Origin of the sequence: Nitrospirillum pindoramense (assembly GCF_007827955.1) — a bacterium.
In the GTDB taxonomy this organism is placed as follows: domain Bacteria; phylum Pseudomonadota; class Alphaproteobacteria; order Azospirillales; family Azospirillaceae; genus Nitrospirillum; species Nitrospirillum amazonense_B.
In genome coordinates this window covers 56,261-82,746 of the sequence record NZ_VITR01000013.1, presented here as the reverse complement: position 1 = coordinate 82,746, position 26,486 = coordinate 56,261, and the positions used below count along the sequence as shown (strand labels likewise).

General features: G+C 68.8%; 27 protein-coding genes. 6 read left to right on the top strand and 21 right to left on the bottom strand.

Going from position 1 to position 26,486, the window contains the following annotated elements:
- Positions 1-3: 3 nt before the first annotated feature.
- From ccmI to ccmA, 11 genes are all read right to left on the bottom strand, one after another.
- Positions 4-1,674 carry a c-type cytochrome biogenesis protein CcmI gene (gene ccmI, locus FBZ90_RS20430; RefSeq protein WP_145734838.1) on the bottom strand — a complete coding sequence of 557 codons (1,671 nt, stop codon included), beginning with the start codon at positions 1,672-1,674 and terminating at the stop codon, positions 4-6.
- Positions 1,671-2,183: a cytochrome c-type biogenesis protein gene (locus FBZ90_RS20425; RefSeq protein WP_246130586.1), complete on the bottom strand. Its 513-nt coding sequence runs from the start codon at positions 2,181-2,183 to the stop codon at positions 1,671-1,673. The genes ccmI and FBZ90_RS20425 overlap by 4 nt, the downstream gene beginning before the upstream one ends.
- 182 nt (positions 2,184-2,365) lie before the next feature.
- Positions 2,366-2,911 (bottom strand): DsbE family thiol:disulfide interchange protein, encoded by a 546-nt coding sequence (locus FBZ90_RS20420; protein ID WP_145734836.1) that lies wholly within the window; start codon positions 2,909-2,911, stop codon positions 2,366-2,368.
- Positions 2,912-2,921: 10 nt separating this feature from the next.
- Entirely contained in the window at positions 2,922-4,919 is a 1,998-nt protein-coding gene (locus FBZ90_RS20415) for a heme lyase CcmF/NrfE family subunit (protein ID WP_145734835.1), read from the bottom strand.
- Between the two features lie 23 nt (positions 4,920-4,942).
- On the bottom strand, positions 4,943-5,449 hold the full coding sequence (gene ccmE, locus FBZ90_RS20410; protein WP_145734834.1) for a cytochrome c maturation protein CcmE: 507 nt from the start codon (positions 5,447-5,449) through the stop codon (positions 4,943-4,945).
- A complete protein-coding gene (ccmD, locus tag FBZ90_RS20405) occupies positions 5,446-5,682 on the bottom strand; it encodes a heme exporter protein CcmD (protein ID WP_145734833.1) in 237 nt (78 codons plus the stop codon). The genes ccmE and ccmD overlap by 4 nt, the downstream gene beginning before the upstream one ends.
- 156 nt (positions 5,683-5,838) lie before the next feature.
- A complete protein-coding gene (locus tag FBZ90_RS20400) occupies positions 5,839-6,555 on the bottom strand; it encodes a heme ABC transporter permease (RefSeq protein WP_145734832.1) in 717 nt (238 codons plus the stop codon).
- Between the two features lie 99 nt (positions 6,556-6,654).
- On the bottom strand, positions 6,655-7,140 hold the full coding sequence (locus tag FBZ90_RS20395) for a GNAT family N-acetyltransferase (RefSeq protein WP_145734831.1): 486 nt from the start codon (positions 7,138-7,140) through the stop codon (positions 6,655-6,657).
- Positions 7,141-7,153: 13 nt separating this feature from the next.
- Positions 7,154-7,435: a type II toxin-antitoxin system TacA family antitoxin gene (locus FBZ90_RS20390; RefSeq protein WP_211102217.1), complete on the bottom strand. Its 282-nt coding sequence runs from the start codon at positions 7,433-7,435 to the stop codon at positions 7,154-7,156.
- A gap of 69 nt (positions 7,436-7,504) precedes the next feature.
- Positions 7,505-8,161: a heme exporter protein CcmB gene (gene ccmB / locus FBZ90_RS20385; RefSeq protein ID WP_145734830.1), complete on the bottom strand. Its 657-nt coding sequence runs from the start codon at positions 8,159-8,161 to the stop codon at positions 7,505-7,507.
- Positions 8,161-8,850, bottom strand: a complete 690-nt coding sequence (gene ccmA, locus FBZ90_RS20380) for a heme ABC exporter ATP-binding protein CcmA (protein ID WP_145734829.1) — start codon at positions 8,848-8,850, stop codon at positions 8,161-8,163. Before ccmA ends, ccmB begins: the two co-directional genes overlap by 1 nt.
- A 997-nt stretch (positions 8,851-9,847) precedes the next feature.
- Here ccmA and FBZ90_RS20375 point away from each other — a divergent pair.
- Entirely contained in the window at positions 9,848-10,978 is a 1,131-nt protein-coding gene (locus FBZ90_RS20375; RefSeq protein WP_145734828.1) for a type III PLP-dependent enzyme, read from the top strand.
- 92 nt (positions 10,979-11,070) lie between these two features.
- Here the strand turns inward: FBZ90_RS20375 and FBZ90_RS28710 are convergent, their stop codons facing one another.
- Positions 11,071-13,536, bottom strand: coding sequence for a GAF domain-containing sensor histidine kinase (locus FBZ90_RS28710; protein ID WP_145734827.1), 2,466 nt, complete (start codon positions 13,534-13,536; stop codon positions 11,071-11,073).
- A gap of 310 nt (positions 13,537-13,846) precedes the next feature.
- Here FBZ90_RS28710 and FBZ90_RS20365 point away from each other — a divergent pair, with 310 nt between their 5' ends.
- Entirely contained in the window at positions 13,847-14,929 is a 1,083-nt protein-coding gene (locus FBZ90_RS20365; RefSeq protein WP_246130584.1) for a hypothetical protein, read from the top strand.
- A gap of 297 nt (positions 14,930-15,226) precedes the next feature.
- Here the strand turns inward: FBZ90_RS20365 and FBZ90_RS20360 are convergent, their stop codons facing one another.
- From FBZ90_RS20360 to FBZ90_RS20350, 3 genes are all read right to left on the bottom strand, one after another.
- A complete protein-coding gene (locus FBZ90_RS20360; RefSeq protein WP_145734826.1) occupies positions 15,227-15,880 on the bottom strand; it encodes an exopolysaccharide biosynthesis protein in 654 nt (217 codons plus the stop codon).
- 109 nt (positions 15,881-15,989) lie between these two features.
- Positions 15,990-16,508, bottom strand: coding sequence for an isoprenylcysteine carboxylmethyltransferase family protein (locus FBZ90_RS20355; protein WP_145734825.1), 519 nt, complete (start codon positions 16,506-16,508; stop codon positions 15,990-15,992).
- A 159-nt stretch (positions 16,509-16,667) separates the two neighbouring features.
- Positions 16,668-16,973 (bottom strand): cupredoxin domain-containing protein, encoded by a 306-nt coding sequence (locus FBZ90_RS20350; protein WP_186455956.1) that lies wholly within the window; start codon positions 16,971-16,973, stop codon positions 16,668-16,670.
- 232 nt (positions 16,974-17,205) lie between these two features.
- Between FBZ90_RS20350 and FBZ90_RS20345 the strand changes: the two genes are divergently transcribed.
- Positions 17,206-17,769 (top strand): sigma-70 family RNA polymerase sigma factor, encoded by a 564-nt coding sequence (locus FBZ90_RS20345; RefSeq protein WP_145734823.1) that lies wholly within the window; start codon positions 17,206-17,208, stop codon positions 17,767-17,769.
- The gene (locus FBZ90_RS20340) at positions 17,766-18,314 is read left to right on the top strand and encodes a cupin domain-containing protein (protein ID WP_145734822.1); all 549 of its coding nucleotides are present in this window, start codon (positions 17,766-17,768) and stop codon (positions 18,312-18,314) included. Before FBZ90_RS20345 ends, FBZ90_RS20340 begins: the two co-directional genes overlap by 4 nt.
- A gap of 125 nt (positions 18,315-18,439) precedes the next feature.
- On the opposite strand, the gene FBZ90_RS20335 is transcribed toward FBZ90_RS20340, so the two are convergent.
- The 3 genes from FBZ90_RS20335 to FBZ90_RS20325 form a co-directional block, all read right to left on the bottom strand.
- On the bottom strand, positions 18,440-18,994 hold the full coding sequence (locus tag FBZ90_RS20335) for a fasciclin domain-containing protein (RefSeq protein ID WP_246130582.1): 555 nt from the start codon (positions 18,992-18,994) through the stop codon (positions 18,440-18,442).
- 123 nt (positions 18,995-19,117) lie between these two features.
- The gene (locus FBZ90_RS20330) at positions 19,118-19,567 is read right to left on the bottom strand and encodes a group I truncated hemoglobin (protein ID WP_211102216.1); all 450 of its coding nucleotides are present in this window, start codon (positions 19,565-19,567) and stop codon (positions 19,118-19,120) included.
- A gap of 28 nt (positions 19,568-19,595) precedes the next feature.
- Positions 19,596-20,432: a DUF3034 family protein gene (locus tag FBZ90_RS20325; RefSeq protein ID WP_211102215.1), complete on the bottom strand. Its 837-nt coding sequence runs from the start codon at positions 20,430-20,432 to the stop codon at positions 19,596-19,598.
- Positions 20,433-20,654: 222 nt separating this feature from the next.
- Here FBZ90_RS20325 and FBZ90_RS20320 point away from each other — a divergent pair, with 222 nt between their 5' ends.
- Together FBZ90_RS20320 and FBZ90_RS20315 are read left to right on the top strand one after the other, a co-directional pair.
- Positions 20,655-21,266, top strand: a complete 612-nt coding sequence (locus FBZ90_RS20320) for a sigma-70 family RNA polymerase sigma factor (protein ID WP_246130581.1) — start codon at positions 20,655-20,657, stop codon at positions 21,264-21,266.
- Complete coding sequence (locus FBZ90_RS20315) at positions 21,263-21,958, top strand: anti-sigma factor (RefSeq protein ID WP_145734819.1); 696 nt, start codon at positions 21,263-21,265, stop codon at positions 21,956-21,958. Before FBZ90_RS20320 ends, FBZ90_RS20315 begins: the two co-directional genes overlap by 4 nt.
- Positions 21,959-21,974: 16 nt before the next feature.
- Here the strand turns inward: FBZ90_RS20315 and FBZ90_RS20310 are convergent, their stop codons facing one another.
- From FBZ90_RS20310 to recF, 3 genes are all read right to left on the bottom strand, one after another.
- On the bottom strand, positions 21,975-22,307 hold the full coding sequence (locus FBZ90_RS20310) for a cupredoxin domain-containing protein (RefSeq protein ID WP_145734818.1): 333 nt from the start codon (positions 22,305-22,307) through the stop codon (positions 21,975-21,977).
- Between the two features lie 247 nt (positions 22,308-22,554).
- Positions 22,555-25,077, bottom strand: a complete 2,523-nt coding sequence (gene gyrB, locus FBZ90_RS20305; RefSeq protein WP_145734817.1) for a DNA topoisomerase (ATP-hydrolyzing) subunit B — start codon at positions 25,075-25,077, stop codon at positions 22,555-22,557.
- A gap of 129 nt (positions 25,078-25,206) precedes the next feature.
- A complete protein-coding gene (gene recF / locus FBZ90_RS20300) occupies positions 25,207-26,454 on the bottom strand; it encodes a DNA replication/repair protein RecF (RefSeq protein WP_145734816.1) in 1,248 nt (415 codons plus the stop codon).
- Between the last annotated feature and the right edge of the window lie 32 nt (positions 26,455-26,486).

Sequence of the window (26,486 nt, the reverse complement as noted above, 5' to 3'; positions counted from 1 at the left end):
AGGTCAGGTCCCCAGGGCCTTCAGCCGGCCTTCCAGTTCCTTGCGGTCGTCGGACCCTTCCGGCAACAGGGGCAGCAAGCGGCCCCACAGGTCTTTCGCCTCCGCCTTGCGGCCATTCTCCGCCGCGTCCAATCCCAGGTACCACAGGGCCTGGGGATTGTTGGGCGAGGATTTCAGCACCACCCGGAGGGCCGTGAAGAAGGCGGGCGGCGGATGGCCGCCGTCGGCCGGCAGCAGCACGCGGGCATAGGCCAGGTTGATCTGGGCGTCGTCGGGGGCGGCGGCCACGGCCTTGGCCCAAGCCTCCCGCGTTTTGGCCACGTCACCCGTCGCCTCATAGGCCTGGGCCAGCCGCGCCCAGCCCTCGGGCTTGTCCGGTTCCTTCTCCGCCGCCGCCTGGAACTGGGCCAGCAGCGACTTCACCGTGGCCGAGCGCTGTTCCGGCGTCATGGTGGTCGGGTCCGGCATGCCCGGCGGAACGGCGCCGGCGGTCGTACCCGGCGCGGCGGCGGTGGCGGCGCCATAGCGCTTGGCGTTGGCCTCGGCCTCCGCCGCCTTGTCGTTCTCCCCCAGCACGCGATAGGCACGGGCCAGGCGGGACCAGCCCTCGCCATCGTCGGGCTGCGCTTTCAGACGGTCGGCCAGGCGCTGCACCATGCCCCGGATCATGGCGTTGCGGTCGTCGCCGGACATGGTGGAGGCGGCGGCCACGTCGTCAGCCGTGGGACCTGGCGCGGTGGCACCGGGGGCAGGCGTGGAAGTGGCGGGCGGACCAGCAGGGGGCAGGGGCTGCGGCGTCACCGCCGCCGGGTCCATGCCGGCCTCGGTCGCCGTCTCCCCCAACTGGCCGCGCAGGAAGGGCACCCAGGGCGCATCCGCCGGGCTTTCCGCCAGCAAGGCGGACCAGCGGGTGATGGCGCCCTTGAGGTCGCCGGCCTGGCGCACGGCCAAGCCGTCGTAATAGCGCGCGCGGGGCTCCTTGGGGTTCAGCGCCAGGGCCTTGGCCAGGGCCTGCTTGGCCTCCGGGCCCACCACGCCATCGGCTGACAGCACCAGCGCCTCGGCGCGCGACGCCTGCAGGTTGGCATCATCCGGCGCCAAGTCGACGGCCTGGGCCCAGGAGGCGGCGGCCTTGTCGTTCTGGCCCAGCATGCCCTGGGTGGTGGCCAGGGCCTTCCACGCCTCCAGATCCTTGGGATGGTCCGCGACCCGGGCCTGCAGGGTGCGCAGCACGGCCTGGGCCTGGGCGTTCGCGCCCTGGTCCGTGCGGCTGGCCGCAGGCTGGCCCGGCAGATCCGGACTGCCCAGACGCAGGTAGATGCCCATGGCCAGCAGCGGCACCGCCGCCATCAGGGCCGTGGCCAGCAGGCGCGATGGTTTGGCCGGCGGGGTGGGCGTCGCCGCCCCGGCCGCGCGCGCGGCCTGGACCCGGGCATCGGCGGCCAGCAGGCGGCGGCTGACTTCCGTCCGGGCGGCGGCGGCCTGGTCATCGGTCAGCAGGCCGCGCGCCACATCGCGCTCGATCTCCGCCAACTGGTCCTTGTAGATGGCGACCTCCGGCATGCCTTCGGCACCCGGCGCCTCCACCCCCACGGAACGCCTCATCAGCGGACGCAGCAGCGCCAGCAGCACACCCGCCGTCAGCAGGGCGGCGGCGATCCAGAACGCCATCATGGCCGCCCCTTCCCTTCGTTCTTGTCATCCATCAGCAGGGCCAGATGGGCCTTTTCCTCCGCCGACAGGGGCGGCGCCACCGCCTCGGCCCCCACCGTGCCGCGCCGGCCGCGCCACAGCAGGATGCCACCGCCCACGACCAGCAGGGCGAAGGGCCCGAACCATAACAGGTAGGTCGATGGCCGAACCGGCGGACGCAGCAGGACATAGTCGCCGTAGCGGTCGGTCAGGAAGGCCACGGCCTGGGCGTCGCTGTCGCCCTTCACCAGCCGTTCGCGCAACAGCAGGCGCAGGTCGCGCGCCAGGGGGGCGTCGCTGTCGTCGATGGACTGATTCTGGCAGACCAGGCAGCGCAAGTCCTTGGAAATGGTACGCGCCCGCGCCTCCAGCGCCGGGTCGGCCAGCATCTCATCCGGCTGCACGGCGCGGGCCAGGGGGCCCGACAGCAGCGTGGCCGCCAGGACCAACGCGGCCAATGCCCGCCGGACATCAGCGGCCCGAAGTTTCAACTTGGGCCGCCGTAGGCCCCGACCCTTAGACGTGTAAACAGGGGGGCCGCCGGAAGTTTCCGGGGAACGCAGTGGACTGGAAACTGAGGACAAGCCAAGCCCGCGGATGCGGGCGCCCGGCGCATGAGGGACGGTGTTTGAGCGGTTACGATCAAACACCGCGCGTATCATTTGCGCCCGCCTCATTTCGACAGCTCATTGATCAGGGGCAGGATGCGGTTCTGCAAATCCTGCGGCGTGATGGGGCCCACCTGGCGGTAGCGGATGCGGCCCTGGCGGTCGATGACATAGGTTTCCGGCACGCCATAGACGCCGAAATCGATGGCCGTACGGCCACTCTCGTCCCGGGCCACAGCGGCGTAGGGGTTGCCGTCGCGGGCCAGGATGGCTTGGCCATCCGCCGCCTTATCCTTGTAGTCGATGCCGCGGATATCCACCCCCTGCCCCGCCAGACGCATGAGGATGGGATGTTCGGCGCGGCAGGGGGCGCACCAGCTGGCCCAGAAGTTCACCAACCGGACCTTGCCATCCGCCAGTTCCTTGGATGCCACGCCCGGCTGTCCCTCCACCAGGGGCGGCAGGTCGAAGGCCGGGACCGGCTTGTCGATCATGACGGAGGGCAGGCGGTCGGGGGTGTCGCCCTGGTCGATCTGCTTCAGGCGCACGCCGAACCAGCCGGCAAGGCCCAGGAACAGCACCAGGGGGATCAGGAACATCAGGCGGCGCATGCGGGGGACCTTATTCGGCGGGGGCCGGCGGCAGGGCGGCGGTGCGGGGCACGGTGCGCTTCAGCGGCACGCCCACGCGCAGGCGGCGGTCGGACAGGCTGACCAGCCCGCCGGCCATCATGAGGATGGAACCCACCCATATCCACGGCACCAGGGGGTGGCGGTAAAAGCGGGTGTTGTAGCCGGTGCCGTCCGGCGCCGGTTCGCCCACCACGGCGTAGAGGTCACTGAAGAAATTGGTGTGGATGGCGGCGCCGGTCGTCGTCATGCGCGTGACGGGGTAGAAGCGCTGCTCCGGCGCCAGGGTGGCCACGAAGTCGCCGTGGCGGGTGACGGTCAGCACGGCGCGGCGCGCTGTGTAGTTGGGGCCCGGGGCCTCCGCCACGCTGTCCAGGCGGAAGCTGTAGCCGGCCACGTCCACCGACTGGCCGATGTGCAGCACCTGGATGGCCTCGGACGTCCAGGCGGAGGTGCCGACCATGCCGGCCACCGCCACGCCCAGCCCGGCATGCGCCAGGGCGGTGCCCCAGGCGCCCCGCGGCAGATGGCGGGCACGGCTGAAGCTGTCGGCCAAGGGGATGCGGAACAGACGGATGCGGTCGGTCACGTCCACCACGGCGCCCATGGCGGCCCAGCCGGCCAGGCCCAGGGCCAGAAGGGCCAGCACTGGCTTGGTGCCCGCCAGCCACAACCCGGCCAAGGCGGCCACCACGCCCACCAGCGCCGCGATCTTCAACCGGCCCAGCACGCCGGCCAGGTCCGCCCGCTTCCACGACAGCAGGGGGCCCATCGCCATGACCGCGACCACTGGCACCATCAGGGGCACGAAGGTGGCGTTGAAGAAGGGCGGGCCGATGGAAATCTTGCCCCCGCCGACCGCGTCCATGAACAGGGGATAGAGGGTGCCCAGGAAGACGGTGGCGCAGGCGGTGGACAGCAGCAGGTTGTTCAGCACCAGCCCGCCCTCGCGGCTGATGGGGGCGAACAGGCCGCCGGCCTTCAGGATGGGGGCCCGCAAGGCGTAGAGCAGCAGGCCGCCGCCAGTCGCCACCACCAGCAGCGCCAGGATGAAGACGCCGCGCGCTGGGTCGGAGGCGAAGGCGTGGACCGAGGTCAGCACGCCGGAGCGCACCAGGAAGGTGCCCATGAGCGACAGGGTGAAGGTGACGATGGCCAGCAGGATGGTCCAGCTTTTCAGCGTGTCGCGCTTTTCCACCACGATGGCGGAATGCAGCAGCGCCGTGCCGGCCAGCCAGGGCATGAGGCTGGCGTTTTCCACCGGGTCCCAGAACCACCAGCCGCCCCAGCCCAGTGTATAATAGGACCACCACGACCCCATGGCGATGCCCAGCGTCAGCGACGACCAGGCGATCAGCGTCCACGGCCGCACCCAGCGGGCCCAGGCGGCGTCCACCCGCCCCTCGATCAGCGCGCCGGCGGCAAAGGAGAAGCAGAGGCTGAAGCCGACATAGCCCAGGTAGAGGAAGGGCGGGTGGAAGGCCAGGCCCGGGTCCTGCAGCAGGGGGTTCAGGTCGTGGCCGTTCAGTGGCGCCGGATCAACCCGGGTGAAGGGATTGCTGGTGGCGACCATGAACCACAGGAAGCCGACGCCGATCATGCCCTGGACCGCCAGGACGCGGGCCCGCAGCGATGCCGGCAGGTTGCGGCCGAAGGCGGCCACCATCGCGCCGAACAGGGCCAGGATGAACACCCACAGGACCAGCGAGCCCTCATGGTTGCCCCAGACGCCGGCCACCTTGTAGAGCATCGGCTTGTCGGTGTGGCTGTTCTCCACCACGTTCAGGACGCTGAAGTCCGACACGACATGGGCATAGGTCAGGGCACCGAAGGCCAGCGCCAGGGCGGCGAACTGGCAATAGGCGGCGGTGCGCCCCACCTCCATCATCCCCCGGTCGCCGCGGGCCGCCCCCCACAACGGGATGACGGACTGCACCAGGGCCACGACCAGCGCCAGTATCAGCGCGTAGTGTCCAAGCTCGGGGATCATGAGGCGTCGTCCGGAATGAGCGTTCAGGGATGGGTGCGCAGGGTGGAGGTCTGATGCTCCTCCCCCGCCGCGACAGGGGCGCCACCAGAGGACGTGTCGCCGGGCTTGCCGGGATGGCCGGCCCGTTTCAGGGCGTCCGCCACGTCGGGCGGCATGTATTTCTCATCATGCTTGGCCAGCAGCTCGGTCGCGGTGAACACGCCGTCAGGGCCCAGCTTACCCTCCGCCACCACGCCCTGCCCCTCGCGGAACAGGTCGGGCAGGATGCCGGTGTAGGTGACGGGCAGCGACTTGGCGGTGTCGGTCACCTGGAAGGTGACGGTCATCCCGCCCTCGCGCTTCAGGCTGCCCGCCTCGACCAGCCCGCCGATGCGCACCGTGCGTCCGCCCGGCGGCTTGGCCGCCAGGTCGGACGGGCTGTAGAAGAAGACGATGTTGTCGCGGAAGGCCGACAGGGTCAGGGCCGTGGCGGTGCCCAGGCCCAGCAGGGCCAGCACCAGGATCATCAGGCGGCGGCGCTTGCGGGTCATGGCGTGGTCTCGGCGGCTTGGGTACCGGTGGCAGGGGTGGCCGTGGCGGCAGGGCCCGTCTTGGCGTCGCGCCGGCGCCGCGGCTTTGCCGCCTCCAGCGTGGCCAGGGTGCGCTCCACCCGGCGCAGGCCGGACAGGCTGAGCACCAGCAGACCCACCAGGATCACGGCGGCCGCCCCGTAGGATGACCACACATAGGCGGCGTATCCGCCCATCGACAGGAACCCGTCCATCACACTCTCACCCAAAGGCCCGCCATCCAGAGGCCCGCTTGAGGGGCCGGAATGCCGGAACAGCCGTCAAACCACCACGCCGCAAAACCATCACGCTGCCGTAACGACCGCCGCCGATCCTGTTGCCCGGCCATCCCGAGAGCATCGTCCAAGGACTCAGCCCGCCTGGCCCAGGCGCAGGGTCTGGACCCGGCGCGCGGCCAGCCCGGCCCGAATGCGCAGGATGACGACGGCGAAGAAATAGCTCTGGAAGGCCACGGCCAACAGCAACAGGGGCCACAGCATGCTGGCGGCGATGGTGGGCCCGCCCAGGCGGAACACGCTGGCCGGCTGGTGCAGGGTGTTCCACCACTCCACCGAAAACTTGATGATGGGCACGTTCACGGCCCCCACCAGCAACAGGATGTTGCCGGCCTTGTTCCCCCGCGCCGGATCGTCGAAGGCGTCCACCAGGGCCATGTAGCCGAGGTAGAGGAAGAACAGCACCAGCACACTGGTCAGCCGCGCGTCCCACACCCACCATGTGCCCCACATGGGCGCCCCCCACAGCGACCCGGTCAGCAGGCACAGGGCGGTGAAGCCAGCCCCCAGGGGGGCGGCCGCCTTGGCGTAGACCTCGGCCAGGGGATGCTTCCACACCAGGGCGGCGGCGGCGGCCACGGCCATGGTGCTGTAGGTGAACATGCTCATCCACGCGGCGGGCACATGGATGTACATGATCCGGACGGTGTCGCCCTGCTGGTAGTCCGGCGGCGAGGCGATCAGGCCCAGATACAGCCCGGCCGCGAAACAGACCACCGACAGGCCGGCCACCCACGGCAGCACGGCGTTGGCGATCTTCAGAAAGCGGGCGGGGTTGGCGAAGCGATGCATGGCCCCGTTATGTATCACGCCCGCCGGCCTTTGCCATCGGGATACGCCGTAAATTGATATGGATCACGCCCAATGATGTAGGGGGCGAATGATCCCCTCTTAGGGATCGTGGGCCTTGAGCGACAGCACGAGCGTCAGCGGATGATTGGGTGTGCTGAGGAAGCCGTAGTGCTCATAAAACGCCTTCGCCGCATCCGAGATCGCGTGGACGAGCAGGCCGCGTATCCCCAGGATTGACGCGGCGTGCGAACTGCGCAGCACCGCGTCCTGCAACAACGCGGCACCCAGCCCCCTGCCCTGCCAGGTCCGGTCGACCGCCAGGCGGCCGAGTACCGCCATGGGAACGGGATCGGGCATGTTGCGGCGGATAGCGCCCGGCGCGTCGGATATATCCAGCGCCCCGGACGCAAGGCAGTAATAGCCGACCACCCGCCGGCCTTCGGCAACGACATAGGTGCGGGAAGCGCCGCTGACCTGATTGGCGCGAGCGCGCCGCCGCAGCCAATGATCCAGCGTGTCATGGCCGCTTTGGAACTGGTCGAGGTCATGGAGCTCGCCAAGCGGCGTTGGCGCCGTGAGCGTCACGGGAGATCAGGCGTCACACGCGCCACGGCTTGGGCGCCTTCATCAGCCGCTCGAACCCTTCACCGCCGGGTGGCTGGTCCAGGATGGCGAGATAGTGCCCATAGCTGTCGACGTCGACCCGCACCAGCGCCTGGTCCAGCAGCGTGTCTTCAGCGGCGCGATAGGCCGCCTCGATCATGAAGTCCGACCGGGTTTTGCCGCGCAAGCCGGCCGCGCGGTCTATCATCCGGCGAACATCCTCACGAATGCGCAGGTTCACCGGCTTCGCATGGGTTTCCATGGATGGCTTGGTCATGATGGCCCTTTCTATTGAGGCCACCATAGCACACCAAGATACACAATGTGTATCTAGCTTCAGTCGCGCTTACTCATGCGCCGCCCGCAGCGCGGCGGCGATGGCCAGCGGGGCCAGGACCAGCGCGCCGCACAGCATGCCACCCAGCAGCAGCAAGTGCGGCCGGGGGGAGAGGCCGGACAGGCCTGCGTCCAGGCCGGCGGCGGCGAAGATCAGCACGGGGATGTACAGCGGCAGCACCAGCAGGGGCAGCAGCACGCCGCTGCGCCGGGCACCGAGGGTCAGGGCGGCCCCAACGGCGCCGATGAGGCTGAGCAGGGGCGTGACCAGGGCCAGGGTGCCGACCAGCAGGCCCAGTTGATCCACCGGCATGCGCAGCAACAGGGCCAGCAGGGGCGCCACCAGCATCAGGGGCACGCCCGTCACCAGCCAGTGGGCGGCCACCTTGGCGACGGCCACCCCCTCCGCCGGCAGCGGCGACAGCAGCAGCAGTTCCAGGCTGCCGTCTTCAAAGTCCCCCTGGAACAGCCGCTCCATGGACAACAGCGCCGCCAACAGGGCCGCGATCAGCAGCACGCCGGGGGCGATGCGGGTCAGCACGTTGGGTTCCGGCCCCACGCCGAAGGGGAACAGCACCACGCACAGCACGAAGAACATCAGGGCGGCGGTGGCGTCGCTGCCCTGGCGCAACACCAGGCGCAGGTCGCGCAGGATGAGACGGAGCATCAGGCGGCGTCCTCCGCCCCATCGCAGCCGTCCAGGCTTTCGTCCTCCTCGACCGGCGTGAAGGCGGCCAGGTCCAGGACGTCCCCGCCCGGAGTCGCCAGGTCGATGTGGGTGGACAGCACGACCCGCCCGCCCTGGGCGCGGTGGCGGGCGATGGCGTCCTCCAGCAGGGCGACGGAGGCACGGTCCAGACCCACGGTGGGTTCATCCAGCAACCACAGGGGCGCCGGCGCCGCCACCAGGCGCGCCAGGGACAGGCGGCGGCGCTGCCCGGCGGATAGGAAACGGCCCGGCACGTCGGCGATGGCATCGATGGCGAAGGCGGCCAGGGCCGCGTCCACCCCGGCCACGCCCATGCCGCCCCCACCGCGCAAGCCCGCCCAGAAGGCCAGCATCTCCCGGCAGGTGAAGCTGGCCTTCACCGCGTCCAGGTGGCCGACATAGTGCAGGCGGGCGCGGTGCGCCTCCGGGTCCTGGCCCAAGGACACGCCATCCCAGGCGATGATACCGCGCAGGGGCTTCAGCAAACCGGCCATCAGGCGCAGCAGTGTGGACTTGCCGCTGCCGTTGGGGCCGACCAGGGTGAGGCAGCCACCCGCGGCCAATTGGAAGTCCAGATCCTGGAACACCAGGCGCCCGCCGCGCAGGCACAGCAGGTCATGGCCGGTGAAGAGAGCGGTTGAGATCATGGGCCCTGGGCGCCGGAGTCGAAAGGGCCCCGACTATAGGCCGCAGGCGGCGGCGGCACAAAGCGCTGGATCAATACCCGCCGGTGATGAGGCCCGTGAGTCGCCAAACCTTTGTGGGGCGCGAAACGGAGCGCAGCGACAAGGCCACGACCGTGGCCGCCGGACCTTTCCGGGGAACGTAGTGAACTGGAAAGGGAGGACAAGCCCAGCGGGCGGATGCCCGCGCCCGGCGCCTGAGGGAACCGATAAAAAGAAAAACGGCCACCGCGGGGGGCAGGTGCGGTGGCCGTTTGATAGACCAGCCGGGGCAGGCTGGAGAGGACACCTCCGGTAGGCCGGTCGGGGGAGACCGGGCGGGAGGGGCTTCCGACCCCGGCAGGGGGTCAATGTCGCGTCGTCCTCTATGCGCATAAGGCCACCGCGACATGGCCAATTTGGGCCGCAAAAGTGGCGAAATTGAGATTTGTGATAAGGCGCCCGCGCCACCGAAACGCCCGCCTGGCCATGTCGTCGCAGGCCCGCCGCCGCCCGAAAAAAATCGCTGTGCAACCCCGGCTTTCCATCTTATATAGCGCGTAGTCGCAGCGCACGTGCCTATGGCCCCGGGCGGAATGGTCCCCCCGTCGGTTATGCAACGACGTAACGCGTATCCTCGTCCGTCCCTTAAGCAAGGCGGCGAATTGGAGGCTACGATGGTTGATGTTGTTGTCGGTGGGCACGCGCCCGCCTTTCCTCGATCCCCTGCCCCCGCTCTGATGCAGAGTCGGGTGGGCCATGATCAGGCGGTCGTCAGTCAGACCGGGCCGGTGCTTTGCGTTTTCCTCGCGCCGCCTGGGCATATCTCCAGTATCTGACCCGTTCGGGCCGGCCGCTTCATCGGCACGCTTGAACGGACCCGGGCCGCTGCCCGGTTAAGTGAACGGACCCGGGCCATTGCCCGGCCAAGCCCCCATTCCCGATCCATCCCCTGATATGCCTTTTGGCCTCGGAGTCATCGATGACCGAGAAGATCGCTCGTTTTTTCGCTGAGAACACGCCCGCCACCCCCTGCCTGGTGGTTGACCTGGACGTCGTGGCCGGTAACTACGGCAACCTGCGCGACGCCCTGCCCGAGGCCCGCATCTTCTATGCCGTGAAGGCCAACCCGGCGCCGGAGATCCTGAAGCTGCTGGTGGAGCAGGGCTCCTGCTTCGACACCGCCAGCCTGCCGGAAATCCAGTATTGCCTGGAGGCCGGCGCCACCGCCGACCGCATCAGCTTCGGCAACACCATCAAGAAGGCGTCGGACATCGCCCGCGCCCACGCCCTGGGCATCAGCCTGTTCGCCTTCGACAGCCGGGAAGAGCTGGAGAAGATCGCCGAGCACGCCCCCGGCGCCCGTGTGTTCTGCCGCATCCTGACCTCAGGCGAAGGTGCCGACTGGCCGCTGTCGCGCAAGTTCGGCTGCGAGCCGGACATGGCGGCGGAGCTGCTGCTGGCCGCCTCCACCCTGAACGTCGTGCCGTATGGCGTGTCCTTCCACGTCGGCTCGCAGCAGCGCGACCTGACCCAGTGGGACAAGGCCCTGGCCCAGACCGCCGAGATCTTCCGCACCCTGGAAGAGCAGGGCGTGATGCTGCGCATGGTGAACCTGGGCGGCGGCTTCGCCACCCGCTACCTGAAGGACATTCCCAGCGAGGGTGAGTACGGCAACGCCATCGAGGCCTCGCTGCGCAAGCATTTCGGCAACCGCCTGCCCGAAACCATCATCGAACCGGGTCGCAGCATGGTGGGCAACGCCGGGGTCATCCGCTCGGAAGTGGTGCTGATCTCGCGCAAGTCGCACCGCGACGACCGCCGCTGGGTCTATCTGGACATCGGCAAGTTCGGCGGCTTGGCCGAGACCATGGACGAGGCCATCAAGTATCCCATCCAGACGCCCCACGACGGCGGCGATGCGGAGCCGGTCATCCTGGCCGGCCCGACCTGCGACAGCGCCGACGTGCTGTATGAGAAGGCCGAATACCGGCTGCCGGTGGACCTGCGCATCGGCGACAAGGTCGACATCCTGGCGACGGGCGCCTACACCACCACCTACTCGGCCGTGAACTTCAACGGCTTCTCGCCGCTGGCCTCCTACTACATCTGATCCCCAGATGCGGTGCCCCTGGCCTTTGGCTGGGCCATGAGGCGTTTGGTTTCGAACCCCCGGAAGCCCCGCTTCCGGGGGTTTCGTTTACTTCAGGCGCCCTTGTCGCCCAAGGCGGCCGCCAAAACAGCGGGCGCCAGGGCGGCGGAAGGCACGGCACCGGGGACCGAGTTGACCCGGCCGGTGTCGCCGACACCGCCGGTCAACAGGCGCTGGCTGGGCAGGACCAGGGACACGGTGGTCCCCTGTCCTAGCCGCGAGACGATGTCCAGACGGCCGCCATGCAGCTCGGCCAGCCCCTTGGACAGGGACAGACCCAGGCCGGTGCCCTGTGTGGTGCGGGCGTAGACGTTGTCGATCTGCTGGAAGGGCACGAAGACCTTGGACAGGTCGGCATCCGCGATGCCGATGCCCGTGTCGCTGACGGCGATGACCATCTGCGCCTCGGCATTGATGGTGGCGGTCAGCGACACCCTGCCGCCGGCTTCGGTGAACTTCACGGCGTTGGACAGCAGGTTCAGCAGGATCTGCTTGATCTTAACATCGTCCGCCAGCAGCGGCGGCAGGTCCGGGGCCATGGTGGTGACCAGATCGATGCGCTTTTCCAGGGCACGGCCCCGGGCGATCCGCTCACACCCGGCCACCAGGGCGGCCACATCGCAGACCCGTTCCCGCAACTCGACCTTGCCCGCCTCGATCTTCGAAACGTCCAGGATGTCATTGATGATGGCCAGCAGGTGGCGCCCGCTGGCCACGATGTCGCCGGCATAGCCGGCGTTGGTCACCTGGTCCGGGGCCCGGCGCAAATCCCCCTCCAGCACCTCGGCGAAACCGATGATGGCGTTCAGGGGCGTACGCAGCTCGTGGCTCATGTTGGCCAGGAACTCGGTCTTGGTGCGGTTGCCCAACTCGGCGGCGGCCTTGGCGCGCTCCAGCTCCTCCGCCCCGCGTTCGGCCGAAATGGCCACGGTGGCCAGGCGGCTGGCGCGGCGCGCCAGGTCCAGCATCCAGCCTTCCGGTGACCGGGGCGATCGGAAATAGATGGCGAAGGCGCCCAGCGCGTGGCCGTCGCCCGCCAGAATGGGGATGGACCAGCAGGCGGCCAGGTCGGCCTCCGCCGCGGCGGCGCGGTAGTCCTGCCATAGGGGATCGTTGGCGATGTCGGTGACGATGACGGGCTCGCCCCGGTGGATGGCGGTGCCGCAGGACCCGGCCACCGGCCCCACCGGCGCGCCGTCGACCGCGCGGGCGAAGGACGCGGGCAGGCTGGGGGCCGCCCCGGTGCGGATGTGCCGCCCGTCCGCGTCGACCAGCACGATGGAGCAGAGCCCTCCCTCCAGATCCGCCTCCATGCCGGAACACAGGGCCGACAGCACCGTCGACAGGGGCGCGCGGCCGGCGGTCATGCCCAACACCTTGCGTTCCACCGTCAGCAGGCGCTCCGCCCGCTCCCGCCGCTGGGTCTCGCGCTCGATGCGGCGGGCGTGGGACCAATAGAGGGCCAGGGCGCTGTGCAGTTCCGCCACCGTCTCGTCCCGCCCTGTGCCCGGCACGGGGGCCGGCGACGGGGCCACCCGCCCCTCCGCCAGGTCGCGCATCAGACGCGCGGTGCGCGAGACGGCGCCGAACACGCCCTGCCGCAGGGCCACCAGGATCACCAGCGTCAGCAGGGCGGCGCCGGCCAGGGGGGCGCCGGCCGCCACCGCCGCCCAGGCGGGTGCGGGGGGCGGCACGGCCGCCCAGCGGTCCAGCGCCCGTGTGGCCACGGCCCCGATGTCGGCCAGGGCCGCCTGAGCCGCCCCCGGTGCCGCCTGTTGACCCGCCTGTTGAACCGCCTCTGGGCCGCTGGGCCCTTGCCCGGCAAGCGCGGTGGCGAAGCGCGCCATGGCGGCCGTCACGCCGACGTCGGACGCCGGCATGGTGGCGCCGCGCCAATCCAGCAGCAGGGCGGTGGACGCGGCGGCGGACGCGCCGGTCACCGCATCCGCCCAGGCGAGGTCGGCGTCACGGCGGGCCGCCAGCGCGTCCGCCGCGATATCCGCATCCGGATTGGGCAAATCCTGAGCGGCCAGGGCGACCAGCTCGCGCACCATGCGGCTTTCCGCCGTGGCCAGGGCCCGTTCCCCGGCCAGCCAGTCGCGCAGCGGCGGTGAATCGGGGGCTCTGGAAGTTGCAGGAACTGGGAAGGGCTGGTTCAAGGACTGGTCCGCCGCCCGGCGCAGGCCCGCCAGTTCCTGGCGCACGCCGGCCAGCCGCTGGCGCGCGCCCTCCAACGCCGGAAGGGGCGGCAGGGCATCCAAGGCCGCGTCCAGCGCCCGGTCCGCCTGTCGCCGGCGTTGCGCCAACTCCTCCACCAAGGCGGCACCCGGCGCGCGCAGGGCCAGGGCGGCCGCGGTCCACTGTGACGACTGGGCATCCATAGCCCCCGCCATGTCCCGCGCGGCCACCACCAGCAGGTGCGCCGATTGGGCGTCGCGGGCCGTCCCCCAGGCGGCGCGCATGTCGGCGGCGGCCAGCCCCAGCTGCAGGACCGCCAGGCCCGCGAGGGCAGCCATCATCGACCGGCGCATGGTCCAGACCCGGCCGTTATCCCCACGAAGCATCTCATTGGCGAAGTGATTCCAAGGCGCGCACCCTCTGCCTGTGCATAACTGTAGGCGTCGTGCCGGCGGGGCGCAAATGTCCATGGGGGTGGGGTCCGCCGCCAGCCATCGCGCCCCGGCATGACGACGGGGCCGCCGCCCTGCCGCCCCCTCCCGTCGAATACCGCCCTTGACCACACAGGCCATCGTCTATACCTGACGCAGGGTCGGGGTCGCCGCCGCGCGGCCCCGACCCCCTGTCCCATGCCCCCGGACCCCGCCGCCGTTGACCTCCTCGCCCGCCCCTTCCGATGATGAGGTCGCCCCCGGTGATGTGCCGGTGGCCGCCGAGGCTGAGGTGCTGTTCGCGGACGACGACCGCGACGCCCTGCACATCCTGCCCCTGGGCATGATCCCGGTGCAGACGCCCGGCCTGAAACGGGCGCGGCTGATCAAGAACGCGCGGCTGGAGACGGTGGTGGAGGTGTTTCAGGACCGGTCGGCCGGCAGCGGCCAGATCAACCCGGAACATTTGGCGACGATGTACCCGTCGCATCCCAAGGAAATGCGCGTGGACATGGCGCAGATCCACCGGCTGACGCAACTGAACAGCTACGACGTCTACAGCCTGCGCATCGAGCTGCGCCGCCTGGGCATCCCGGTGGAGGATGTGACCTACTTGCGCCTGTCGGCGGGCAAGCGGTTGGAACTGACCACCTACATGCGCGACTTCACCCTGCCCCTGATCCAGCAGGTGTACGGGTCGGAGCAGCGCCCCATCAACGACATCGCCGACCTGTTCGAGCTGCTGGCCAACCCCGACCGGGAAGAGGCGCTGCGCAACCTGACCCTGCTGTCGCAGAAACTGAACGTGCAGCTTCAGGACATTCCCAGCTTCCTGGAAGAATATGGCGACGTCTTCCTGTCGCTGGCCTATTTCCGCAGCTGCCTGGACGGCCTGGTGCCGGAGGTGCAGCGCTTCATGGGCTGGGTGAATGAGGCGACCAAGAGCGAGATGGTCACCCGCGACCGCCTGATGATGAAGATGATCGGCGACGTCATGCGCATGCTGACGGGCATCACCACCTCCATCACCGGGCGGTTCGAGGCGTTCGACCGGCGCAGCAAGGATTTCTGGCACGACATCAACGCCGACAGCTTCCGCTCCGTCCGCGCGCAGATCTCGGCCCACCATGTCACCATCGGCGGCGTGCTGTGCGGGCTGGCGGTGAAGATGGCCCTGTGGAAGGCGCGCTTCCCCCATGGCGGCGGCGGCCCCATGAAGCGGGTGGAGTTCGTGCGCTCCGAAATCCTACCCGGCCTGGACCACATCAACCGCATCGAGAAGTCCGCCGCCGGCACCTCGTGAGGTTCAGAGCGTCCCTCAGTCGGCGGGCGGACGCATCCGCGTCCTTGCCTTGACCTCGATTTCCAGTCCGCCTTTGGCTCCCCGGAAATCTCCGGCGCCCGCGGTCACGGGCTACCGCGAACCTTGAGTGATACCAAGGAGCGATAATTCCCATTCATCGCTCCTTGGTATCGGCGGCGACTGCCGCCGCGCGCCATAAGGCGCGGAAGCCAAGCCGCCGGATGGCGGCGCCGGCGATTGAGGGCGATGGGCCTGGCCATAGGTCAGGATCATCGCTACTTAGTATGAGGCGCCGGCTCACATCCCCAGCGCGTGCTCCAGCACGAACAGCCCGCTTTTCAGCAGGGCCAGCAGCACGCCCCAGACCACGGCCACGGCGGCGATGCCGGTGCCCAGGCCCAGCAGCACCCACACCCCGTCACGCTCCAGCACGCCCAGGGCCACGACGCTGATGGCCACGGCGGGCAGCATGTTGCCCAGGGGGATGGGCAGGAACAGGATCAGGGCCAGCAGGAAGCACAGGGCGCCCACGGCGTTTTCCGCCGGTGGGCGTGCCACCACGCCCAGGCGCGGCCGCAACATGCGCTCCGCCTTGGCCAGCCAGGGGGCCACCTTGGCCATCATGGCGGCGAAGTCCTTGCGCGCCAGCGAGCGGTCGGCGATGAAGCGCGGCAGCCAGGGGCGCCGCCCCAGCGCCAGCTGCGCCGTCAGGAACAGCAGCGGCAGGCCCAGGACGGAGGAAGTGCCGGGTGGCATGGGCAGGGCGTTGGGCAGGGCGAAGACGAAGATGAGGGCACCCACCGCCCGGTCGCTGAGCGCCGTCAGCAGGTCGCCGATGGCCACGCGCTCCCGCCCCTCCTCCGCCGCCAGGGCCTGCAGGATGTCGGACACCTTGGCGGGCCGGGGGTCGGTGGCGGCAGCGTGACTGTCAGTGGCCTCACCCGCGGTCATGCTGTCCCTCTGCGTCCGTCCCTAATGCCCCCATCCACAGGGGACCGCCATTCAAGTGGGGGCGCCCCGCCCTCCGGTCCAGCGATTTTTCCCAGCCAACTTTTCCGGATCAGTAGGCGGCGAAGGTCTCGCGCATGGCCCGCTCCTCCTGCCGGATGCGGAGGGTCAGGGGGACGAGGTAGACGGCCAAGCCGATGACCAGGGTGTAATAGGCGTGCAGCGTCAGGGCGAAGCCCACCAGTTCCGGCAGGATGTTCAGGAAGTAATTGGGGTGCCGCACCAATCGGAACAGCGGGTGGGTCACCAACTGGTGGTCGGTGGCGATCAACAACTTCACCGTCCACAGCCGCCCCAGCAGCCGCACCACCACCAGCAGCATGACGGCGCCGAACAAATAGATGGCGAAGCCGAAGCCGCTGACCGCGTCGATGGGCGCCCCCCGCACCAGCCCCTCCACCGTCGCCGACAGGTGGAAGGCGATATGGGCGATGGTCAGCGCCAGGGTGTTGCGCGCCCCATGCTCCACCGCCCCATCGGCGCGCAGCGCCTTTTCATGCCGGACGGACACCGCCAGCAGGGCGAAGCGGTAGGCGAGGGCAAGGACGACGAACAGGATCAGCGCGGTCATGGCGGCAGGGGCCCCCCAAAGGACGAAAACGGACGGCGCATCAATAGCATGCCGCCGCCGCCCCGGCCCATTGTACCGTCGCGATAGGATGGCAATGGCCCCGCTTATTGCCCAGCTGACCCGGAGCGCGTGGCGTGGAGCCCATACCCCTGGCGTGCTTTAGGGGAGGCCTTTGGCGACATCGATGCTCATGGTCATTTGCGGATGGAAATCGCACATCACGTCGATATGGCCGGTCTCGGTGAAGTCCTGCGTCCTTTCCTGCCCCTGGCGTTGGGTATCCAGGCTCCAGGTCCGGCTAGCCGCGCGCAAGGTCAACCGGTGCGGCATGCCGTCCTCGTTACGAAACACGACGGTATCGCCTTGGGCGATTTGCAGATGGGCGGGAGCCAAGGTGCGGTCCTTCTCGATCACCACGACGGTGGCGGCCTGGGCGAAGTCCACGACAAACACGGCAGCGGCCATAGCCGTCAACAAGACTTTGTGACTTTGCATGATGCATCCTGGTTCAAAATGCGCGACCCGTGATTAGGGCGCATAGACACATTACTGATGACGGAAAGATTTGGATGCACGATCGCGTCCCGAAATGAGCACCAGAACAATGATATCCATCGGCCGGACCCGGCACGCCATTGCCTAACCGGGAAGATATATTATCATTGGCGATCCTCTGCTTCGCTGGAACCCCCCTCCCATGCCCCTGCCCTCCGACGCCCAAGCGATCGACGAGACCTCCGCCGTGACGGCCCTTCTTTTGGCGACGGCCAAGGGCGACCGTGGCGCGTTCGAGGCGCTTTACCGGGCGGCGGCACCGACCCTCTACAGCGTTTGCCTGCGTCTGGCGCGGGACCGCGACCGGGCTGCCGACTTGCTTCAGGACGTGTTCGTCCGCATCTGGCAAAAGGCGCCGCTGTTCGATCCCACGCGGGGCAGCGCCTTCGCTTGGATGGTGGTGCTTACCCGAAACCATGTCCTGTCGCTCTTGGATAAACCCGTCGGCGCCACCATGTCCCTGGACGACGATGCCGTCCTGGCAGCGGTTGACGTCAGGCTGGCCCATCAGCCGGATCCCGGACTGGCCTTGGATCTGCGGCGTTGCCTGGGGTTGCTGACGGAACGGTCGCGGCGGCTGGTGCTTTTGACGTATCTTCAGGGCTTGACCTTTGAAGAATTGGCCGAGCGCGTCGGCGCGCCCTTGGGATCGGTCAAGAGCTGGGTCCGCCGCGCCGTGCTGAAGCTGAAGGAGTGCTTGGCGTGAAGAGCGCGGATGCCGACATCGCCGACTATCTGTTAGGCCTGATGCGGGGTGACCGCCGGGCGCGCCAATACCGGGTCGCTGCCCCGGATGCGGCCCCCGACACGGACCAGGAGCTGGCGCGGATCGAGGCACAGCTGGGCGCGCTGGATTTGGCCTTGGCGGAGCCGCCGCCCGCCGGTTTGCTGGGCCCCATTCTCGCCCGCATCGACCGTGAAGCGGCGGACCTGGCGGCCGCGCCGGGAACCGACACCGTGCGTCACCAAGATGGCGTCTGGCTGCCCCTATCCCCTGGGGTGCGATCCAAGCTGCTGCGCGTGGACGGGCGCACCGGACGCCGCACCATGCTTATCCGCATGGAACCGGGCGCGCCCTATCAGTCCCATGCCCATGCCGGTGGCGATGAGGAATGCCTGGTCATCGAAGGTGACTTGCGTTTCGGCGACCTGCTTCTGGAGGCGGGTGATTTCCATGTCGCCCGGCACACCACCTGGCATGCCACCGCCGTCAGCCAGCAAGGCTGCCTGCTGCTGGTGTCCGTCGGCTGATCCGTTTCCCACACCGGCATAAAGTCTGGTCTGGCATAAAGGCTGGGCAGCCAAGGCCGCCCAGCAAGGAAGCCGTCCCGCGGCCGGAGGAGGAGAGGCCGGCCGGGCCGGCGGGCGCCGCGTGATCAGCCGGGCATCAGCACGCCATCAATGACGTGGATGACGCCGTTGGACTGGTTCACGTCGGCGATGGAAATGGTGGCCATGCCGCCCCGCTGATCGGTCAACATCAACATCTTACCCTTCTGGGTGACCACCAACTGACCGCCCTGCACAGTGGTCAACACCCCTTTGCCATGCCCGGCAGCCACCTTGGCCATAAGGTCCGCGGCGGAAAGCTTGCCGGACACCACGTGATAGGTGAGCAGCCCGGTCAAGGTGGACTTGGCCTCAGGTTGCAACAGGCCATCGACTGTCGCCCGCGGCAACTTTTCGAACGCCGTGTTGGTTGGGGCAAAGACGGTGAATGGGCCGGCCCCTTCCAGGGTTTCAACGAGGCCGGCGGCCTTGACCGCCGTCACCAGGGTGGTGTGGTCCTTGGAATTGACCGCGTTCTGGATAATGGTCCTGGACGGGTACATCGGGGCACCGCCAACCTCGACCGCTTTTTCCTGGGCGAAGGCGGGAGCGGCAACGGTTGGCATGGTGGCAAGTAAAGATATCGCCATCACCGCGATCATGGATCTATTCATCTTCATTTTTCCTTGATTCTAATCTTGAGAAAATCGGGATTGCTGAGAAAGCCTGCCGGGAATCACCCCACACGGATGGGGTGGCCGGCGTCTCGACCGCGCGGGGCGGACTTAGTGCTCAATATCCCGGTGCAGGGGGGCCAGCTCCGCCAACAGCTTGTTCTGGGCGCTGAACGGGACCTTATGCTTGTCCATGGCGTCCTGCAGGTCTTCCACCAAGGCGTTGAAATGCTCCCGCGTGATGGAGGGCAAGCCCTGGTGGGCGGACTTCATGTCCAAACCCTTGTATTGGCACGGACCGCCGAGAGCCTGGCAAAATTGGTCGACCAATTGCGCCTTGACGCGGGTTTGATTGGCCTTCTCAAAGAAGGGCCGCGTCCGGGGATCCGCCAGCAGGTTGGTCATGAAGTCCTCCATGAGGCTTTGCAAGCCGGCCTTGCCGCCGAACGCCTGGAAGGTGGCCTCATCAGCCTTGGCCGCGGGGCCCGTGAGGAAGGTGGCGAGGGACAGGGCGAGACAAACGGTGGCCATGGGCTTGGCCAGGCGCGAGAGATGGCTCATCGGAACATTTCCTTTTGGGTGATGGCGCTCAGAATCCGACCTGAAGGGACAGGTAGGCCGCGTTCTGATGGTCACGGATGACGATGTTGCCCAACGGCGCGAAGGCCAGGGTCAGCGAGACGTTCTTGGTGGGAACCCAGGCGACGAACAGGTCGTACCAATCGTCCTCATGGGCGATGGCCAGGTTATCGGGCTTCTTGCGGTATTCGGCGCCCACCAGGAAGTTGCGGGACAGGAGGTAGGCGACGCTGCCTTCGGGCTCGACGTGGTAGTCGTCGTCCTTGCCGCCGAAGCCGAGAATGCCGATCTGGTTGGCCTTGGTGAACCGCACCGTGCCGTCCACCAACAGGCTTTGAGCCAGGAAAAGTTTGGTGGCGGAGATATAGAAGTCCGTACCACTGTCGTGGCGGGCGCCGATCGCCCGCAGAACGGCGCCCCGGTCATTATGTTTGTACTGCAAACCGACGGCGATCTGCGGCAGCCAGCTGTCCTGATCCAGAATGGCATCGCCGGCCACGCGGACCTTGGCGCCGACAATGTTCTGGTTGAAGGTGTACCCCTTGCCCAGACCCAACAGGCCGCCAACGTCCTCGGTATCGAAGGACTGACGGGCGAAGGACAACTCCACGCGGTCATACAATCCGACCATGGCCCCATAGGCGTTGAGGTGGTAGCTGCCCGATTGCACCCGCGTGTAGAAGGCGTTGGGCCGGATCTGATCGCCGGTGTCGTAGCCACCGATGAGGGCCCACGGCGTCAGGCCGCCGCCGGCCGCCCCTTCCAGCTGGGTCACACCGCCCGTTGCCGTCAGCTTGCCGCCGGCACCGATGTCGGACGCGGCCACCGCTGGCAGGCTGCATGCCATCAGCCCCCCCAACAAGGCGATTAATAATTGAGACTTCATTGGAGCAGGCTCCCTGGTGTTGCGATGGTTTCCTGCCCATACGCCTGTGCCGGTTGATTGGATGCAGCGCGTGCGCATCCAAAAGTCTCAGCGCGCCGTAAAGGGGATGGAACGAGCCCTGCTGGCGCCGAAGGCATCCCGGAGGGCGGGCAAGGAAGTGACGGATCGCAAAGGGGCCGACTGATGGGGAACGACGCGGTGGCGGCATCCCGCCACCCCAATCCCGGTGACGGGGGCGGCATGACACCGAAGGACCTGGCGGCCGGGGGGACGCTGGACGCGCTGATCAGGCAGGTCGCCGGTGGCGACCGCGTCGCCCTGCGGCACCTGTATGAACGGGAATCGCCGCGCCTGTACGGCCTGGCCCTCCGCATCGTGCGCCGCCCGGATGCGGCGGCCGATGCCGTTCAGGACGCCTTTGTGCAGATCTGGCGGAACGCCGCCAGCTTCAGCCCGACCATGGGTTCAGGCGGTGGCTGGATGGCATCCATCGTGCGCTACCGCGCACTCGACATGGCCCGGCGTCTGGGGCGCGAAACGCTGGTTGATACCATACCGGACGGCGTCGACGACGGCCCCGGCCCCTTGGAGCTTCTGGAAACCGCCCGCGACGCCGTCCGGCTGCGCCGCTGCCTGGAACGATTGGATGACAAGGGCCGCAGCGCCATCACCCTGGCTTTCGTCAACGGCCTATCCCATGCGCAAGTGGCCGAGCACCTGGCCACGCCCCTGGGCACGGTCAAGTCATGGATAAGACGCGGGCTCGCTTCCTTGAAGGAGTGTTTGGCGCCATGATTCCGGACGATTTCGAGGAACTGGATCTCCTGGCTGGCGAATACGTGCTGGGCACCTTGAACGCCCAGCAGGCCAAGGCGGTGGCGGACGCCCTGCCCGGCCATGGCGCCTTGCGACACGCGGTGGCCGATTGGGAAAGACGGCTGGCCCCCCTTCTGGCGGCGGTGCCGGCGGTGGCGCCGCCCGCGACGCTGTGGCGAAGGATCGAGGCGCAGCTTCCACCGGCGGCTGTACCGGGCTGGCGGGCGTGGCTGCGGCGGCAATGGAATGCCCCACCCGTCTGGCGGTGGATGACGGCGGGTGCCGCCGCCGCACTTCTCACCGTCACGCTGCTCGTGCCCGCCGCCCTACGCGGGGATGGGCCCCGCTACATGGCGCTCTTGACCGCCGCCAGCGATGGCCGCGTCGGCTGGTTGGTTGAAGGCAGGGGACGGTGGCTGGAGCCCGTCGCCTTGGCGGGTGTGACCACACCAGCCGACCGGGATCTGGAATTGTGGCTGATCGCCGATGGCGCCCCGCCGCGGGCGGTGGGGGTGATCGCACCAGGGCGGGTGCTTCCGGTCGCCGACAAGGCCCTGGCTGGCAGCGGCAAGCTGGTGCTGGCCATCAGCCTGGAGCCCAAGGGCGGCTCGCCGACCGGGGCCCCAACCGGGCCCGTCCTATATTCCGGCGCCATGCGCCGCCTCCCCTGAGGGGGCGGCGGCTCGCCTACTTTCCTGCGGGGCCCGGCGTGACGGTCACGATCACTTCCATATTGCTGTGGAGGTCGCAGCCGACGACGATCGTCCCCGGCTGAGTGAAAACCTGGGACCGCTCCTCGCCGGGGCGCTCAAGATCAAGGTCGAATTGAAATATCGGCGTGTGGGAAACGACCTGGTGCGGCACCGTATCCTCGTTGCGGAAAAGGATGGTGTCGCCCGTGGCGATCTCAATCTTGCTCGGCACGAAGGCATGATTCTTCTGTGTGACGACGACGGTGGCCGCCTGGGCCGTCCCCAAGCCCAGGGTCAACGTCACAACAACAGCGGCAAGGTGGCGCATGGCATGTCTCCCGGAATCTGCCCACTACGGATTGGCGTCCTACGCCTTACGTCTGGACAGGCCGGGCGGATGCAGACGGCCCGATAAAAATGCGCGTGAGGCCGGCCCCGGTGAAGCCGGCTCGCTCCTCCTTAGCCCTTCAGCCGCAGCGACGGCGGCGAAAAAGCGGCCCTGAAACCCAAGGCCCATAGCGTGAGAAAACCACTGTTTCTCCCGCTATGGGTCAGCTCACAACACCTGAACCGGATCACACGTCCAGGTTCGCCACCTTGAGCGCGTTGGCCTGGATGAAGTCGCGGCGGGGTTCCACGATGTCGCCCATGAGGGTGGAGAACACCTCTTCCGCCTCGTCGACGTGGCTGACCTTGACCTGCAGCAGCGAGCGGATCTTGGGGTCCAGGGTGGTTTCCCATAGCTGGTCCGGGTTCATCTCGCCCAGGCCCTTGTAGCGCTGGATGGACAGGCCCTGGCGGCCCTGTTCCAGCACCGCGTCCATCAGGCCGACGGGGCCGACGATGGCGCGGGTGGTGCGGCCGCGGTAGGTCAGGGTGGCGGCGTCGGTGAAGACCGTCTTCAGGAAGTCGGCCATGGCGTCCAGGCGCCGGGCCTCCACACTCTTCAGCACGTCGGCGTCCAGGATGTGGCGGTGGGTGACGCCGCGGCTGGTGCGGAACAGCATCAGCCCGCCCTCGCGCGCCCGTTCCCCCTGCCAGGCGCCCACGCCCACGGTGGCGCCCTCGCCGGCGTTGCCGGCCGCCTGCGCCGCCTCGGCCTCGATGCGGTTCAGGCGGGCGGCGACCACGCGGGCCAGCTCATCGGCGCGGGCGTCGTCGGTCAACAGCGCCATGGACAGGGCGCCGGCCACGGCCGCCTGCTCCACCACGGCGGGGTTGCCCACCTTGCGGGCCAGGGCCTGCAGCTGGTGGCGGGCGGCGCGGGCCTGCTCCACCACGTCGCGCAGCTCACCGCCCTGGCGCTCGGCGCCGTCCTGCGCCTTGAGGGTCACGTCCTCCAGCCCCTGGCCGATCAGGTAATCGTCCAGCGCCCGGTCGTCCTTCAGATAGCGTTCCTTGGCCGTGCCGCGCTTCACGCGGTACAGCGGCGGCTGGGCGATGTAGAGGTAGCCGCGCTCGATCAGCTCGGGCATCTGGCGGTAGAAGAAGGTCAGCAGCAGGGTACGGATGTGCGCGCCGTCCACGTCGGCGTCGGTCATGATGATGACCTTGTGATAGCGCGCCTTTTCCGCGTTGAACTCCTCCCGCCCGATGCCGGTGCCGAGTGCCGCGATCAGGGTGCCGATCTCGGCCGAGGACAACATCTTGTCGAAGCGCGCGCGCTCCACGTTCAGGATCTTGCCGCGCAAGGGCAGGATGGCCTGGAACTGGCGCGAGCGGCCCTGCTTGGCGGAGCCGCCGGCCGAGTCACCCTCCACCAGGAACAGTTCGCTCAAGGCCGGGTCCCGTTCCTGACAGTCCGCCAGCTTGCCGGGCAGCGAGGCCATGTCCAGGGCGCCCTTGCGCCGCGTCAGCTCGCGCGCCTTGCGCGCCGCCTCGCGGGCGGCGGCGGCCTCGACCACCTTGCCGATGATGCGCTTGGCGTCGGCCGGATGCTCCTCCAGCCACATCGCCAGCGCCTCCGCCACCACCGCCTCGACCACCGGGCGGACCTCGGAGGAGACCAGCTTGTCCTTGGTCTGGCTGGAGAATTTGGGATCGGGCACCTTCACCGACAGCACGCAGGTCAGCCCCTCGCGCATGTCGTCGCCGGAGAGGTTCACCTTCTCCCTCTTCGCGATGCCGGATTCGTTGGCGTAGTTGTTCAGCGTGCGGGTCAGCGCGGCGCGGAAGCCGGCCAGGTGGGTGCCGCCGTCACGCTGCGGGATGTTGTTGGTGAAGCACAGCGTGCTCTCGTGATAGCTGTCGTTCCACTGTAGCGCCACTTCCACGCCGATGGTGCCGCCCAGGTCGCTCTGCCGCTCGGCGCGGAGCGCGATGCCCGGCTTGTGCAGCGGCGTCTTGGACCGGTCCAGCCACTGCACGAAGGCCTCCAGCCCACCCTCGTAATGCAGCTCGCACGACTTGGGCTCCACGCCCCGCGCGTCGGTCAGGTACAGGGTGACGCCGGAGTTCAGGAAGGCCAGCTCGCGCAGGCGGTGTTCCAGGGTCTGGTAATCGAATTCGGTCTTGGTGAAGGTGGCCTTGGACGGCAGGAAGGTCACCTCCGTCCCCGACAGGGGGCGGCCATCGGCCTTCAGCGGCGCGGCGCCGGTGTTGGCCAGCGGCGCCTGCGCCTCGCCATGGGCGAAGCGCATCTCCCACACCCGGCCCTGGCGCCAGATGCGCAGGTCCAGGATTTCCGACAGGGCGTTCACGACAGAGACGCCCACGCCGTGCAGGCCGCCGGAGACCTTGTAGCTGTTCTGGTCGAACTTACCGCCGGCGTGCAGCTGGGTCATGATGACCTCGGCCGCCGACACGCCCTCTTCCGCGTGGATGTCCACCGGGATGCCGCGGCCGTCGTCGCGCACGGTGCACGAGCCGTCGGGATTCAGGATGACGTCCACCCGCGTGCAATAGCCGGCCAGCGCCTCGTCGATGGCGTTGTCCACGACCTCGTACACCATGTGGTGCAGGCCGGAACCATCGTCCGTGTCGCCAATGTACATGCCGGGACGCTTGCGCACCGCATCAAGGCCTTTCAGCACTTTGATGGAGCTGGCGCCATAATCCTCGGCGGCGGTGTCGGGGGTCGTCAGAGCTTCTTGTGCCATGGATACACTCTACCAGATATCGCGTCGCCCAGGGGCAAAACCGTCATTACCAAGGGGGAACACTGCCCCCACTCCGCTGAATCCCTCGCAGGGGGAATCCCCCACAGGGGTCCTGAAGGGCCGGGCGGGCTATCCCGCCCCCGCCACGGCACCGCCGTCCGCGACCCGCACATGGGTCGCCGCCGTGCCCAGCTCGGCGAAGGTGGCGGCGTCGGTGCCGGTCATCCACGCCTGGGACCCGGTGGCCAGCACCTCCTGGAACAGGGCGGTGCGCCGCTCCGCGTCCAGATGGGCCGCCACCTCGTCCAGCAGCAGCAGGGGCGGTGCCGCCCCCTCCGCCGCCATCAGCCGGGCGTTGGCCAGGACGATGGCGATCAGCAGGGCCTTCTGCTCCCCCGTGGAGCCCAGTTCCGCCGGGATGCCCTTGGCCAGGTAGGTCACGGCCAAGTCGCTGCGGTGCGGGCCCACGGTGGTGGTGCCGGCGTGCGCGTCGAGGCGCCGCGACTCCGCCAGGGCCCGGCGCAGCGTGTCCTCCGCCTCCAGCGCCGGCCGGTCGGCCAGCCAGGAGTCCACCGTGCCGGTGAGCGCCAGGCCGGGTGCTGGAAACGGGCCCACGCCCCGCCGGCAGGCGGCGGCCAGGCGGGCGGTGACATCGCGGCGGGCGGCGGCCACGGCGACGCCGCTGGTGGCCATCTGGTCCTCCAGCACCGTCAGCCAGGCGGGGTCGCCCCCCTCGCGCAGCAGGCGGATGCGGTCACGCATGGCCTGTTCGAAGCGGCTGAGCCGGCCGGCATGGTCCGGATCGAAGCCGAACACCAGCCGGTCCAGGAAGCGGCGGCGGCCGGCGGCCCCCTCCACGAACAGGCGGTCCATCTGCGGCGTCAGCCAGACGCAGGAAACGTATTGCGCCAGGGCCATCTGGCTTTTGGCCGGGCGGCCATCGATATGCACCACGCGACGTTCGCTGCCCGGCGCGCCGGCGGGGTCGCGGCCGGTACCGATCTCCACCGTGCCCAGGGGCGTCGCCACCTCCGCCGCCACGGCCCAGCCCCGCGTCTCCCAGGACTCGTCCGGGGCCTGCATCCGCTCCACATCGCCCAGCTTGGCCCGGCGCAGGCCGCGGCCGGGGGCGAGGAAGCTGACCGCCTCCAGCAAATTGGTCTTGCCGGCGCCGTTGGGGCCCGTCAGCGCCACAGGGCGGCGGTCCAGCAGCAGGCGGGCGTGGGCGTAGGAGCGGAAGCGGGTGACGGTCAGGCGCGTGACGGCCAGGGCCGCAAGGGGAGCGGACCCGGACACGCCCCCGGAAAGGACCGAGGGCGCGGCCCCATCAAGGGGGCCCGCCGGCGTCCCCGTCAGGGGCGGCTCGTCTGTGGACATGGCGCCCATATTGGCCAGCAACCGCTACCGCC